The organism is Methylomicrobium agile, from assembly GCF_000733855.1.
Classification (GTDB): Bacteria; Pseudomonadota; Gammaproteobacteria; order Methylococcales; family Methylomonadaceae; genus Methylomicrobium; species Methylomicrobium agile.
Genome location: NZ_JPOJ01000001.1, coordinates 3317789 through 3331744, shown reverse-complemented (window position 1 = coordinate 3331744; position 13956 = coordinate 3317789). Strand labels below are relative to the sequence as shown.

Here is a 13956-nt window from a genome sequence, read left to right as displayed (position 1 = left end):
GCCGCCATACACAAGCACAGCCGGCGGGGTTGTTAATTTTGACCGCCGAAGTCCGTCAAGATTGCAAAAAACCCATTTATTTTGAAGGGTAAAAAACGATGAGAGAATTATGGTTGTTGCGCCATGGCAAATCGGACCGCGATGCGGTGGGTTCCGACTTCGACCGCCCGTTGAAACCGCGCGGCAGACGTGCGGCGCAGCGTCTTGGCGAGTGGTTGCAGGAGCGCGGGCTATATCCGGATTTGATCATTACATCGCCTGCCCGGCGCGCGCTGAATACCGCCCAACTGGTCTGCGACGCGCTGAAACGGCCCGAGCCGCCGACGCAGGAGCCGCGGCTTTATTTTTCCGGCCTGGAAGAAATCAAAAACGTACTCGCCGGATGTCTCGAATCGGCCCAATGCGTAGTGCTGGTCGGACATAACCCGGACCTGGAAGAACTGCTGGTCGAACTGGTCGGCGAAGACGGCCTGCCCGAGGTCGAGAAACTGATGCCCACGGCAGCTTTGGCCCGGCTTGAAATGCCGGATGACTGGAGCGAACTGGAAGCCGGCTGCGCCAGACTGATCGAAATTCTCTATCCGAAATCTTTGCAGGAATAGAAAAACGACTGAAGAAAAAGGAGAGGGGAGCAAAAAGCTCTCCCTATGAAGAAGACAGATGGCGGAGCGGACGGGACTCGAACCCGCGACCCCCGGCGTGACAGGCCGGTATTCTAACCGACTGAACTACCGCTCCGCGTTAGAAGGCGGGCATTTTACAGGATTTCTGAAATTCGTCAAGCACTGTTGCCAACTTTGTAGGGTACGCTATGCGTACCATCAGGCAAAAAGGGGGTACGCATGGCGTACCCTACAAGGGAATCGCATTTCGGCAGGCCGGCGCCCCGCCCCTGAAATGAAGAATCCTGTAGGGATATTCCCACTGATGGGCTATAATGACCATCTTAAATATTTTCAATTTTCCCGGTGCCGTTTGGCGTAAGTCGCCGAGTCGGAAAAATTTTTTCGAAAATTGAATTTTTTTAAAATATTCCTATCTCAAGATACGAAACAGTTAAGGGGGCGACTTGGCTTCGACGTGGGTAGCGAAACCTTAAGTGCATGCCGAGGACTGTACACCTCGTAAAACCTACAGAAAAAAAGTATTCGCAAACGACGAAAACTACTCAATGGCTTTGGCTGCCTAAAAACAGCCACCATTCCTTTGACTGTCTGTGCTTATGCGGGCAGAGTTCTTAATGTCCTTCGGGACAAGCGGAACGCTCAGAGGTCATTCACATAAGATCGCGCCAAAATTTGTCCGGGGTGGCGGCGCTAAAACCTAACGGAATCGCTGACAGTTTTCTTGGCCCGACGGGTAGCTGGCAGCTAAATCAAAAGCGCGGGATAAGCATGTAGACCTTACGGCGGAGTACTTGCGGACGCGGGTTCAATTCCCGCCGCCTCCACCAAGAATTCGTTTAAAGATGTCCGATAAAATCCAGAAAACCCGCATTCCGCAAGGGATGCGGGTTTTTTGTTGTCCTGGTTTATCCCATAAGACTTATTGACATACGGTAACTTTTGACGGTAAATTTAACGGTAACTCGGCTACCGTCAAAACAGTTACCGTCATGCCTCTGTCCGATACCGCCATAAAAAACGTCAAACCCAAGCCGGATAAGCCTTTCAAGCTTCCGGATGAAAAAGGTTTATATCTCCTTGTTACCGTCAATGGCGGTAAGTGGTGGCGTTTTGATTACCGTTTTGACGGTAAGCGAAAAACACTTTCCATGGGGACTTATCCCGATACCGGACTAAAGCAGGCCAGAGAAAAACGAGACCTAGCCAGAAAGCAAATTGCCGAAGGTGTTGATCCCGGTCTGGATAGAAAAATCAAAAAACAAGGCGCTGGCGAAAATACTTTCAAGGCATTGGCTTTGGAATGGTTTGAGAGAAAAATGACCATCCGCTCCGATAGCCATCAAAAACGCACCAAAAGTTTACTGGAACGTGATTTGTTTCCATGGCTGGGCGACAGGCCGATTGCGGACATCAAAGCACTGGAATTGTTGCAGGCGCTACGCAGAATTGAAAATAGAAACGCCATAGAAACCGCGCATCGGGCCTTGCAAGTGTGCGGTCAGGTTTACCGTTACGCCATTGCCAATGGCAAAATAGAGTCGGACATAACCCTTTCGCTAAAAGGCGCTTTAACTGCTGTCAATTCTACAAACTTCGCATCCATGACCGACCCGCAGCATGTAAAGCCATTGCTGCAGGCAATCGAGAATTACAGCGGCTCTTTCATCGTAAAATGTGCATTGCAGCTGGCCCCCATGCTGTTTGTGCGTCCTGGTGAGCTAAGGAACATGCAATGGCAGGACGTTAACCTGGACAAAGCGGAATGGCGTTACCTGGTAACAAAAACCCAAACCCAACATATCGTGCCGCTATCCAGACAGGTACTGGCAATTTTAACCAGCCTGCACCCGCTAACCGGCAATGGTAAATTTGTATTTCCATCGGCAAGAACGCCAAACGGCTCAAGAGCCATGTCCGATGTCGCCTTGCTGGCCGCCCTGCGGCGGATGGGTTTTGGCAAGGACGAAATGACGGTGCACGGATTCCGGGCCATGGCCAGAACCATTCTGGACGAAGTACTGGGATTCAGGCCGGATTTTATAGAACATCAGCTAGCCCATGCCGTTAAAGATCCAAACGGCAGAGCCTATAACCGCACCGCCCATCTGGCGGAACGGGTCAAAATGATGCAGGCTTGGGCGGATTATCTGGATAATTTGAAAGCTGGGGCCGATATCTTGCCGTTTAAAAGAAAAGGTTAGATTTGGCTTTTTGGAAGCAAACAACCAAATAATGGTTTTAAATATTTTATGGGTGAACTTGGGGAATTAAGGGAACATTCATATAATTTAATAAGCTAGATGATTTTTATTGCTTTAAGTTAGGCTAGGGAGAGGAACTTTCTTAACCGGTTTAACAGCTCTAGATAGTTTTTATTGATAGTCTGCCCTCACCAATGTTATACAAAATGGAAGCTTAAATGCTAATCAATAAATTATTGTGTAGAAGATCTTTATTAGGTAGTTATGCAGTTAACTATCAAGTTCCTTGTTAGGCTGTATGCATGACGCGACATTTCGGACTCGTCGATTATAAGGTTCAAGAAGCGGAGTTCTTTTTGCTCGAAACGCATCGGCATGCAAAGAAGCTGGGATTCCTCAACGTCCAATTCTGTACTGCTGCTTTTGTATCTTCCGCTCGGAGCATTACTTTCGCCATGCAGTCGTGTCTCAAAGGGCATGCAGAGTTCGATTCGTGGTATGCGCCCCGCCAGGAAGCTCTAAGGAAGGATGCGTTATCTCGTTTTTTTCATGATTTCAGAACAGTCACACAACATATTGGAGAAAATCTAGTTTCCGGCGGTTCGCACAGTAACACTGGAACATTTTATTACTTCTTGCCGTGTTCAGATTTGCCAAATGTGCCGGAGATGGACGTAATCACAGCCTGCGATACTTATTTCAGAAGGGTTCTGAACCTTGTTTTCGATTGCTACGTCGATCTACGCACAACAGTCGACGGCCAGTGGTACTTCACCGAGGAACACTTCAGAAGCATTGGGAAGACTATTGAGGATGCTGAGGAAGAACTGGGCTTTCCACGCGGCTGGACCGACATCAAGCAACCCGATATCGAGCCATATCGCTGGGAACTGTTAAGGAAAAGAGCTGATGGTTGCGGGATTGAAGAACAGTTCCACACTTGGCTAGATAGAGAGTTAGAGCGACCAGAGCCTCTTCCGCCATATTTTCCAGTCGCCAAATAATTCATTCAATCGAGAGCTGGAGTCTCTTGATCCTATCGTCAATGCCTACCTGGATTTGGCAGAAGAATGGACACCACGGGAAATTCCAATGACCATGGTGGCCTGGGCCATACGGCTTGACGCCTTTTTGGAATTTACCGAAAGAGGCATCCTGCAAAACAGTGGCAAAGTTTCCATGGAAATTGCTAAAAAACATGCCGAAAGCGAGTTTGAAAAAATTCCGCATTGTGCAGTACAGGTTATTTGAAAACGAATTTCAGAACATATTGAAACAAGAAAATGCCGCTTCCAATCAGGAAAAATAGAAATAATTGTTCGCACCTTGCTGGATTGCACGGGACTCTAGTGGACAACATAAAACAACATATCCTATTGAAAATAAATAAATTTCCATCAAAACACGCTTGACATCCCCCTAAATTACCACCAAACTACCCCCGGCTAAAAGAACTTTTCAGGACGAGATTTTCATAGACTCCAAATCCGGGAGTATAAACACACGGATCTATACCGACTATAGCCCCTCGGGGTGGCAGAGAAGCCGTTGGATGTACTGTGTCCGTAGGGCCGTTTGGCAATGCGTCCACCTGAAGATATTTTTATATGATGAATGGTGCGGATGGGCTTTAAAAAAGTGCTATCTGGGTCGGCAGGGAAAGTGCGTCCTGATGAAATGCATCGGGAACGCCTTCATATTTTGACAACAATAACGATTTTAATGGCCGTTTACGGCTGTTAAATATTCAGTATGCGCCTTGGTGCGCTTTAAATATACCGATAAACCGCGTTAGTAGGTTTTTCTGAACGGCGGTGTTGCTGTTGTGCCTGTTTCAGGTGCTGAAATCCTGGCTGGAATCACGGTTCCGCAGGATGGTTACTGGCGGGCTTTGCCTCCAGTGCAGCAAGCCTGATCTATCGGTCTGCATACAAACGCTTGTCTTCCAAAGGTCAGGCTGGCCTATGCCATCCGCCTTGGTAGCCGATGTTTGTCTCGTCCTTTCGAATCTTACGATTTCGATTCCAAATCGCCATGTCCTCATGGCCCGGTCTGGCATTGCTGGTCTCAACCGGCCTTTGCTCATGTATCCAAAAGAAATTTATTGTACCTGTGCACCGCAGCCATCTGGCTTGGTGCATTCAGAACCAGACCCGCTGTTTCAATTTTTCTGAAAAACAGAACAGAACGGGTTTTAAGTAATTACTTTAAATAAATCATACGGATAACTTCGCGCTCATCGCGGGTTTTTCCGGGTTTTCCGGCAACGGATGATGATGGGGCAGAGTTGATTGTCGGGGTTGGACAGTCAATGCGTTTGGCCAGCACCCCTAGTCCGTTTCCGGTTAACCATCAACATTTCTCGCCCGCGCAGCGAGTCATAAGCCGCGCCCACCTCAACTTTGTACGCACAACTGCCGAGTTTGCAACTCGTGCGTCAACACTCATCGTCATGAGCATGGCCTTGTGTGCAAAGCGGGTGCAGGAGCCGGGTTACCCCGCTCATGACGTTAAATCATTCAAGGCCTACCCGGCTCCATCTTGCCAAGGGGATTTTCGCCAGTCCTTTTGGCAAGACGGAGCCATAGCCAAACATTCAAGGAGTACAACGTGATGCATCACGACCAACCCAAACGGTCAAACCGGAAGAACCGTCCAAAATCTTCCCGGAATTACGGCATTGGCAGCCGCAGCCTGCTGCGCGCCGGCAAAATGTGTTCGCACCAGGCGGATAAATCTTTTTCCACCAAAGGCACTTTGGCGGATCGCTGGACACTGTTCGCCAAATGGCTGCAAGCGGAATGCAGCATCAGCAAAATGGAAGCGATCACCCAGGAACATGTCCTGGCTTACGGACGGCATCTGAACCAGCGCGTCCGGATGGAAGAATTAAAACCCTCCTCCGCCCAACTGTATCTCTCGGCGGTCAACAGCATTTTGAAAACCGCCACGGCCGGGCAATGGCAAAGCATCAGTCCAACCCGGGATTGCGGCATACCCAGGCGTAAATATCTTCCGGAAACCAGCAAGGCCATGCCGCCAGCCAAACATGCGCAAGTCTTGGCGGAAATAACCGGCAGCCACGACCATCAATCAGGCGAGCAGACCAAAGAACCCGGCCATCAACGCCTGGCTGTTTTGCTCGATCTGCAACGGACATTGGGCTTGCGCTTTAAGGAATCCGCCTTGCTGGACGCCAAACAGGCGTTACAACAAGCCGAAACGACCGGCCATATCAGCATTTTATCCGGCACCAAAGGCGGCAAGCGCCGGGAGGTACCGGTCAGCGCATCCGCCAAGTCCGCATTGGTACAGGCGGCGCAAATCCAGGACGGCCGTTCATTGATTCCGCAAAGCATGAACTATGTGCAATTTCGCACCGCCTGTTATGCCCTGGCGCAGCAATATCAATTCAACTTTCACGCCCAGCGCCATCACTATGCCCAGCAACGCTATCAGCAACTGACCGGCGCAGCGGCACCGATTACCACTGGCATCCCCAGAAAAGACTGGCTGGATTATCTGGCCAAACAACTGGGCATGGACACATGCACGGCGGAAGCCCTGGACCAGCAAGCCCGCTTGAAACTATCCGCTGAATTGGGGCATAACCGGCTGGAGGTGGTCAGTGTCTATATTGGTTGAGCAAATTCAAAGCCTGGCCCACCAGTATGTGCGCAGCGGTTCCAAGGAAAATCGCCGGCTGCAGGTGGGCAGAATGATCAAGTTTGCAGAATTTATCGAACAAACCGAACAACTGCATAACCTGCACGAAGTCGGCAAACGCCATGTCATCCTTTTCTGGAAGGCTCACCGCGACATGGCGCCCAAAACCGCCAATGCCTATTGGCTGGCCTTATGCGTGATCTGGCAATGGAGCAATAAACCCGGAACGCCGCCAAAGCCGAATCTGTTTGTCCAGTCCGGCAAGAATGAAAAAACAATCACCAATCAACAGCCTGCCAGCGATGAATCCGGTTTGGCTGCCACCGTGTTGAACGATGCAGCGGTTTTACCAAACCTGACGGATATCTGCCTTTACCTCAAACGACAAAGGCTTAATCTAAACCTGACTCTGAAAGCAGTAAGCCAAGCAATCGGAATCAGCATGGAAACCATCACCGACATGGAATCCGGCAACGGGCAAATCCGTTACGCGGATGTCGCCAGCCTGAGCCAATTCTACGTCAGTTTACAAAACGCCAGCCAGGCTAACCCAATTAACGAGGAATCCAGCCATGAGTGAAATCAATATCGACGGCACCCTGATCGATTACGCGCAGTTGAGCGATCCGGAAAATCACTATGCACAACAGCTGATGGCCCGATATTACAAAGGCTTGGTGCATCCATTCTGTACCTGCTTGGCAGATGATCAATGCCGGGAAATCAACATCAGAAAGCGCAGTTGCTATTTTCCGGCCAGAAATGCCAAGACCAGTGGCAACCATGCTCCCTGGTGCAAGCTTTACATCAATCCGGCATTGACCCAATATCAGCGGGATAACCAGCCGGCGATAATTGAGAAAGATGACAAACTGGATGTCAAAATCAAAGCCATCCTGACAATCAGCGCCAAGCCCAAGCCCAAAACCAGCAAAATTTACGGCACGGAAGCCACGGCCAGTAAAACGACATCCCGCACCGGCATAACCTTGTTGGGTTTTTTACATCTATGCTGGCAAACGGCCAACCTGAATGACTGGAGACCCGCAAAACAGCCCAAATGCGGCTTGAATACCGTTGCCTCCAGCATACATAAGATTGCCGGCAAAATTACCGTTGGCAGACATCCCCTTGCAGAAAAACTGATTATTCCGCACTGGATCTTTCCGGAAAATGACACCACCGAAACGCGCGACCAGCATTACTGGAATGAAATCAGGAAAATAAGCATGGCCGAAAGTCAGAAAAATCTTGAAGAAAAAACTGCAAACTCCGGCAAGGCGGCAATTGTGATTGGCCTAGTGCAGCGCCTGATCAAAACCAAAGGAAGCAGCGGCAATGTCGGCGTATCCATACAATTGCTGGACAGCCTGCTCTGGATGCCGGCGGAACTGGCCAAGAAAACGGAACACAGTTTTGGGCAATGGCTTTCCGAAATAGGCAAACCAGCTCGGCACATCATCGTCATCTGCACGGTATTTCGTAAAGGCGATTATTACACCATCGGCGACATTGCCCTGATGCGCACCAGCAAGCAATTCATACCGGTCGATTCCAGCTACGAATTGCTGGTTGCGGATAAGCTGGTAGCCGAAAACAGGGCATTTACCAAGCCGTTAAAACTAGATGAAGAACCGTACCTGCCGGACTTTGTGCTGAACGATTGCCGGCAAAAATGGGTGCTGGAGGTTTTTGGATTGAATGATGCTGAATATCTTAGGCGGAAAGCTGAAAAATTAGCCTATTACAGGAAAAGGCAAATTTTTTGTTGGCATTGGTCGCCAATAAGTAATTCTGTAATGGCTGAATTTCCGGATCAACAATAGTTTTTTCACTAAATGGTGCCTATTGCGCACGATTAATCAAATTTGAGAGCTTATTTATAATTCTTAATATGTATAAAATTTGATAAAATATGCATATTAAGCATATTTTTCTATCGCGCGATGATTTCATCTGTATCTGAGTTGGTTCGTATTGCAAGGAATGGGCTAAGTCAGGAGCAGTTTGCCAAAGAACTTGGAGTCAAGCAGTCTTCAATAAGTCGATATGAAAAGGGTTTAGTCAATCCTCCGGCACGCGTGATTGACCATTGTTTGCGTCTGATTAATCAAAACCAGACAAATATTGCTCCATCAGCAGAAGAACTTGCATCAAAAATTTTGAACCACCTTACGGATATTGCTGCCGCAGAAACAAGGATGGCTCTCGATAAGATTATTGACACATTGGTTGCCAAACAATCGAACATAAAGTCGAAGAAAGGCAAAAGGTAAAAATGAAGTTAAATAACATACAAGTGATTGATCTATTTGCCGGGCCAGGCGGTTTGGGCGAGGGATTTTCAAATGCGTCTGACGATGCATTCAGAATTATAGTTTCTGCAGAGAAAGATCAGTTTGCACACCAGACTTTAAGACTAAGAGCCTATTACAGACAATTACTGCGAGAGGCACCAGATAAGCTGAATGTATATTTGGATTTTTGTAATGGAACTCGGGAGATTCCTTGGGACGAGTCTACACAGGCCTTATGGAATGAAGCCGGAGAAGAGGCAAAACTTATTGAGTTAGGCACTGAATCCGGTAATGCCGAACTGGACATTGCAATTCAACAAAAACTCGATATGAATGCACCGTGGGTTTTGATTGGTGGTCCACCATGCCAAGCATATTCACTGGTAGGCAGATCTAGAAACAAAGGAAAAATTGATTACAAACCAGAGAAAGACGACAAGCATTTTTTATACAAGGAATATTTGAGAATAATTCAGAAATATCGGCCTGCTATATTTGTAATGGAAAATGTAAAAGGAATTCTGTCATCCAAAATCAATGGTGAATTGATATTTCATTCAATTCTTAAGGACTTGTCCGATCCTGATTCAGCCATCAACGATGGAAACACCGTCGGAAGATACAGAATTTATCGTTAGTAAAAGATGTGGAATTTAAGCGGGGTGACAGCCCAACATCGATCAATCCGCATGATTTTATCATTCAGGCTGAGGAATACGGAGTGCCGCAGGCGAGACATCGAGTAATCCTGCTCGGAGTCAGGGAGGATATTCCGATAAACAGTAGACAATTACTAAACAAGATTGAAAAACAAGTTAATGTCGGAGATGTAATAGCCGATCTCCCTCCAATACGGAGCATATTAAGCCGCGCCTGAAAACTGGGCTGCTAATGTTTCCGGGCATGCAACTTATCTGACCTCAAATTCCAGTGATCCAAAGCTGCGATATGAACTTAATATGGCTGTGCATGGGGTCTCAAAACATATTCTTACTGGCGGAACAAGAATGCACACTGAAAATTATCCCAAAGTAGTGAAGTCAGAGTTGCTGTCGGAATGGTATACAAGGAATCGTCCACAAGTCTGGCTGAACCATGAATCAAGAGCACATATGACCAGCGACCTGAGGCGTTATCTATACGCTGCAGCTTTTGCCAAAGCTCATAACCGTTCACCGAAAGGGGCTGAGGATTTCAATATACCCGGTCTGGAACCCAAGCACAAGAATTGGGAGACCGGACATTTTGCTGACCGATTCAGGGTGCAAGTTTCGGATAAACCGTCAAACACTGTGACCACTTAAAAGGCCAAAATAGCCGTTATAAAAAATCAATCGGAACAGAAAATTGCTTCTCTGTGACGCGCTAATGACTGTTTATCGGGCAGGAATTTTTCCGGGAGTGTTAATTGCTTTCCTTCGTATGATAAGAAGTTAAATCGGAGCGCTTCTACCGTCATAAATTCCTTGATTCTTTTACCCAGCACTAGCCTGTATTCTTCGTCGAAAGTTATCAATCCTCTATCAAATGCCTTGTCATGTAAATTAGAAAGACACAAGCCATTGCATGGATTTACTCTTTGATCTGGGTAGTCAGCCCAAGGAAGGATATGGCTCGCAACTAGAAGCTCGGAAACTGGAATTCCGGAAATACAACATCGGTTGAGGTAAGAAGCAAGAACTGTACGACGAAAAAAGCCTTGGGCTAATCTCGCCGTTATTGTCCGTGTAGTTTCTGTTGAACCAAGCCAATCTTTTGATTTAGCGCTATCATCACTTGTGTTGTCGCTAAATTTTTCCTGTATTGGTAAATTAGAGAATGGTATTTTTTGTTCAACTACTTGACTCCAAAGATACTCGCTTTTTGCTGAAACTTTTTCCCAGTTTCTAGTAATTTCTTCCCAAATTTCACGATCCAATTTACTGGCACCAGATAAACCTTTAACACCACGCGCCTGCTCCTCAGGATCAAGAGAAGTGAAATTGTTTAGTTTCATCGCAACACTACTTGGAGTTCGGCCAATTGCCGTTGCAAGTTCAATTACTTCACGACACCTACTATGTTGCTTACCAAATGGTATTCGGCAATATAGATTTACAGCCAATAATGTTTCTTCTCGACTCCACGGTTTTCTGATCGTAGTCATAAAATTTAGTATTGTTAGGAAAAACAGCCGATAAAAATAAATTTCTTTTGTTTTATTATGCCGCTTTCATTATTGGAGAAAAGTCTTTGTAGCCATAAGAATCAAGATCGTTCCAATTGGGTTGAATTTTAGGCAAAAACAGGTTGCTGCTTCGACTGCGGCGGAAGCAGCGAATTTTTATCAAAGACTTAGTACTCGCTAAGGTTCTTGAGTTTTTATGAGGTGTGCCTTCTGGCAGATTGGCTCCTTCGTGACCGGGTTCGAGTACGTATAAAAGCAGCAAACCTCTATCTCGGGATGGCTCGATATCATTCGCACCATATCCCCGTATTTCTCGAATTGCGGGACCATTTGGCACGTCCGGTGGCTCTTGCAATTTGCCATCTCGAAGTCTGGCCGGATCAGGCTTCCAGGCTTTTTGAGTTTTTTCGAGTGCGGCTTCCCAGGTTTTTGCATCGGTGTCTATAAACTCGTCTCTTGGTGACAGGAGTCATCCAATGGAATAGCGGTCATCGAAACGGCCGTTATTTTTTCGGATCAGCATATTGACTGCGATGTCCTTGGTTAAACTGAAGTCACCTCCATCACCACCCCCAATCAATGCAATAGTCCATTTGCTCAGTTCACCGGCATCATTCATTGACCGAATGAATTCGGCGATAAGATTGCTTTTTACTTTGTAGGATTCCGGGTAGGTTAAATAGGCCTCCAGAAAATCAATAACCTGACTTGCCGCTCCATCGCGCCAGAGGAATCCATTCCACCGCTGTTTCCCTTTTGCTGTCGACCTCTCAGGGTTGACTTCAGTGGGCTTCCCAAGAGAGTTAATCAGCCCTAATGTTGCCGCAATGTTTGATTCAAGAATACCGGTGCGCTTGTGAAAAACGACTGTTTCCAGCAGTTTTCCGCTGAAAGAGAGCAACAAATCTCTTGCCGCTCGCATCTTTAGCCGGGAAGTAACCATAAGCACGGGATGAGACTGAACTTTGAGGCCATATTCGCGAGGTGTGGCTCCCACTGGCAACCATCAGATCAAACTCTTCCCTTAGCTCTTCTGCTGCGTCGGCTATGTGTCCGAACCACTCTGAAAGTTCCGCAGTTGTATATAGACGGCATAAATCCAGATAGCCCGGTCGATATCCAAACCAGCGCCCCATCTGCATCAGCGTGTCGTACATTTTGGATGCACGCAAAAAATAGCTGACACAAAGTCCTTCCAGTGTAAGGCCTCGAGCAAGTTTATCGCCACCAATCGCAATCACCTTGAGGCCTGTCCCCTGGCGTTCGTCATAGTCAAGAGCATCCTTCGCCGTACCATTAATCATCCTGATTTCGATGTCGGAAATGGTGTCGAATAATCCGGCCTGAATGTCATCCCATGTCACATTCCCTTTCGATACCTGATCTGGTTGGACGGAACGGATTGCCTGGGATGTGGGCTTGAAGTCTTCTTCCCATAAGGCCTTTAGACGTTGAAGAATCATCTCGTGCTCGATGTTCCGGTGGAGCCGCTGGCGCATGTGCCGAATATGTTCTTCTACCTGTTTGCAAACCTCTTTCTGCACAGAGTTGAAACGAGTGACGTGTACAAGCATTGAACAGTGTTCATTCGCCTGACCATCAAGTCGGCGAACTGCACAGGCAAGAACAAAGGCGTCTATTGCATTTACAATTGATGGAGGGAGGTTCTCGGTACCGTTGTGGATCGGTCTATGGCCGTTTTTATGCTGTTGCGGCATCCAGCCAATTCGTCCGTCTTCAGTAGCATAGTCATCTACCAAGCGTACAAGAGGCAACCCACTTCGGAAACCTTCCTGATTCATTAATCCAAATACTTTGGATGGACCTATGTAGTTCGAAGGGGCCGCCAAGTTAATAATGAAGGAAGATGGAAAAAGATCAGGACCTTCATCACGAGTTTCTCCCCGTTCGTGTATGAAAATATTGGCAAATGGGGTGGCTGTGTAACCAACATAAGCCGACTTGGAGAAAGAGTGCAGAATTCTTCGGATCAGTCTGTTGATGGTTGTTGGCAAATGCTCGTCATCCGGGTTTCCATCTGCGTCGAATACCTGTTCTTGGGTATCAACAGAAGCATGGTCAGCTTCGTCATCTATAATCAACAGTGGTAGTTTTGTTACGATTTTCTTTACTTTTGGAAGGTCGTCGTGGGTCTCTGCGCCCCCCTGGCTGGCAGCAAGATTGGTGTCGGCGGCATGATTTTGAATCCATTTCAGGAGCTCACGAAGAACGGTCTTGTTCTTTTTTACAACAAAAAGCCAGGGACGTTCTTCAGGTGAAACGGCCAGATTTCTGGCAACTCTTTTACTAAAGTCGCCGCTATTGGAACGATTGGTTGCACAATTGGGGTGGATTTCCTTGTCACTATCGATTTCACCAACACCAAGAAGACTTTTGATATCCCGATCAGTCAACGTTTCATAACCTAAAAAACCTTCTTCCAGTCTTATTTGGGTTTGAGAGCGCAGATTGTTATGAAGGCCAGCGAGTACAATGATTATCTTGTATCCAGCATCTGCTGCTTTACAGATGAGTCCGGTGTAGTTCCCTGTTTTACCTGACTGAACATGTCCGACCACAAGTCCGCGACGATCCCAGCGTCCGGCACGAGTTGGATCTTCCAGCAAAGCCAGAACGGAGTCGCTGGATTTATCCAGAGCCTCAATGGCCTTCCAGGAGAGTTTTTTCTCAAGCCATTCCCGATAGCGTTGCCAATAACGCCAGTTTTGTTTTCTTGATGAATTCAGCCAGTCCTCGTGTCCGACATTACTTACAAGGCTGGTATCTTGACCGATCCATTGACTGTTTCGACGAATCAATTCGTCGATTACACCCTCTCGATCAAGATTTTCCGCCCACTGTGGATTCATTAAGATAACCAGATCAATCTTTTCCGAGATTAAGGCTGGGGTTATGGTCGATTTGTCTTTGTCGGCAACAAGTAAGACCTGGACGATTTTTACAACATTCTGAAAATTTTCATTTGGTTCTGCCACTTT

Annotated in this window: 13 protein-coding genes, 1 tRNA gene and 1 other RNA gene; 11 read left to right on the top strand and 4 right to left on the bottom strand. The window is 47.2% G+C overall.

The features are described 5' to 3' along the window. Positions 1 to 98 precede the first annotated feature (98 nt). Positions 99 to 602 carry a SixA phosphatase family protein gene (locus CC94_RS0115650; protein WP_005371305.1) on the top strand — a complete coding sequence of 168 codons (504 nt, stop codon included), beginning with the start codon at positions 99 to 101 and terminating at the stop codon, positions 600 to 602. A gap of 59 nt (positions 603 to 661) precedes the next feature. Here the strand turns inward: CC94_RS0115650 and CC94_RS0115645 are convergent. Further along, a tRNA-Asp gene (locus tag CC94_RS0115645) sits at positions 662 to 738 on the bottom strand. Positions 739 to 1060: 322 nt separating this feature from the next. Here CC94_RS0115645 and ssrA point away from each other — a divergent pair. From ssrA to CC94_RS25545, 10 genes are all read left to right on the top strand, one after another. After that, positions 1061 to 1453: a transfer-messenger RNA gene (ssrA, locus tag CC94_RS23210) on the top strand. Between the two features lie 162 nt (positions 1454 to 1615). Continuing rightward, positions 1616 to 2827: a tyrosine-type recombinase/integrase gene (locus tag CC94_RS0115640; protein ID WP_031431524.1), complete on the top strand. Its 1212-nt coding sequence runs from the start codon at positions 1616 to 1618 to the stop codon at positions 2825 to 2827. A gap of 302 nt (positions 2828 to 3129) precedes the next feature. Beyond that, positions 3130 to 3831, top strand: a complete 702-nt coding sequence (locus CC94_RS0115635) for a hypothetical protein (protein ID WP_031431523.1) — start codon at positions 3130 to 3132, stop codon at positions 3829 to 3831. Then, the gene (gene rhuM / locus CC94_RS24830) at positions 3812 to 4078 is read left to right on the top strand and encodes a RhuM family protein (protein WP_342666541.1); all 267 of its coding nucleotides are present in this window, start codon (positions 3812 to 3814) and stop codon (positions 4076 to 4078) included. The genes CC94_RS0115635 and rhuM overlap by 20 nt, the downstream gene beginning before the upstream one ends. 1362 nt (positions 4079 to 5440) lie before the next feature. Continuing rightward, the gene (locus CC94_RS0115620) at positions 5441 to 6472 is read left to right on the top strand and encodes an integrase domain-containing protein (RefSeq protein ID WP_031431521.1); all 1032 of its coding nucleotides are present in this window, start codon (positions 5441 to 5443) and stop codon (positions 6470 to 6472) included. Continuing rightward, positions 6456 to 7073: a helix-turn-helix domain-containing protein gene (locus CC94_RS0115615; protein ID WP_157203452.1), complete on the top strand. Its 618-nt coding sequence runs from the start codon at positions 6456 to 6458 to the stop codon at positions 7071 to 7073. The genes CC94_RS0115620 and CC94_RS0115615 overlap by 17 nt, the downstream gene beginning before the upstream one ends. Continuing rightward, entirely contained in the window at positions 7066 to 8319 is a 1254-nt protein-coding gene (locus tag CC94_RS22480; protein ID WP_031431519.1) for a DUF1173 family protein, read from the top strand. The genes CC94_RS0115615 and CC94_RS22480 overlap by 8 nt, the downstream gene beginning before the upstream one ends. Positions 8320 to 8439: 120 nt before the next feature. After that, positions 8440 to 8769, top strand: a complete 330-nt coding sequence (locus tag CC94_RS21700) for a helix-turn-helix transcriptional regulator (protein WP_036304049.1) — start codon at positions 8440 to 8442, stop codon at positions 8767 to 8769. A 2-nt stretch (positions 8770 to 8771) separates the two neighbouring features. Beyond that, entirely contained in the window at positions 8772 to 9428 is a 657-nt protein-coding gene (locus CC94_RS21695) for a DNA cytosine methyltransferase (RefSeq protein WP_051911520.1), read from the top strand. Positions 9429 to 9436: 8 nt separating this feature from the next. Continuing rightward, positions 9437 to 9667, top strand: coding sequence for a DNA cytosine methyltransferase (locus CC94_RS25545; RefSeq protein WP_215731683.1), 231 nt, complete (start codon positions 9437 to 9439; stop codon positions 9665 to 9667). Positions 9668 to 10120: 453 nt separating this feature from the next. On the opposite strand, the gene CC94_RS23200 is transcribed toward CC94_RS25545, so the two are convergent. From CC94_RS23200 to CC94_RS21690, 3 genes are all read right to left on the bottom strand, one after another. Then, complete coding sequence (locus CC94_RS23200) at positions 10121 to 10936, bottom strand: HNH endonuclease (RefSeq protein WP_084675369.1); 816 nt, start codon at positions 10934 to 10936, stop codon at positions 10121 to 10123. Positions 10937 to 11426: 490 nt separating this feature from the next. Next, the gene (locus CC94_RS24355) at positions 11427 to 11858 is read right to left on the bottom strand and encodes a hypothetical protein (RefSeq protein ID WP_051911518.1); all 432 of its coding nucleotides are present in this window, start codon (positions 11856 to 11858) and stop codon (positions 11427 to 11429) included. Continuing rightward, a complete protein-coding gene (locus tag CC94_RS21690; protein WP_215731682.1) occupies positions 11794 to 13953 on the bottom strand; it encodes a Z1 domain-containing protein in 2160 nt (719 codons plus the stop codon). Before CC94_RS21690 ends, CC94_RS24355 begins: the two co-directional genes overlap by 65 nt. Positions 13954 to 13956: the final 3 nt, after the last annotated feature.

Coding starts and splice junctions, on each gene's coding strand:
- CC94_RS0115650 (WP_005371305.1), top strand. CDS start 99: ATGAGAGAATTATGGTTGTTGCGCCATGGCAAATCGGACCGCGATGCG.
- CC94_RS0115640 (WP_031431524.1), top strand. CDS start 1,616: ATGCCTCTGTCCGATACCGCCATAAAAAACGTCAAACCCAAGCCGGAT.
- CC94_RS22480 (WP_031431519.1), top strand. CDS start 7,066: ATGAGTGAAATCAATATCGACGGCACCCTGATCGATTACGCGCAGTTG.
- CC94_RS21700 (WP_036304049.1), top strand. CDS start 8,440: ATGATTTCATCTGTATCTGAGTTGGTTCGTATTGCAAGGAATGGGCTA.
- CC94_RS23200 (WP_084675369.1), bottom strand. CDS start 10,936: ATGACTACGATCAGAAAACCGTGGAGTCGAGAAGAAACATTATTGGCT.
- CC94_RS21695 (WP_051911520.1), top strand. CDS start 8,772: ATGAAGTTAAATAACATACAAGTGATTGATCTATTTGCCGGGCCAGGC.
- CC94_RS0115620 (WP_031431521.1), top strand. CDS start 5,441: ATGCATCACGACCAACCCAAACGGTCAAACCGGAAGAACCGTCCAAAA.
- CC94_RS0115635 (WP_031431523.1), top strand. CDS start 3,130: ATGACGCGACATTTCGGACTCGTCGATTATAAGGTTCAAGAAGCGGAG.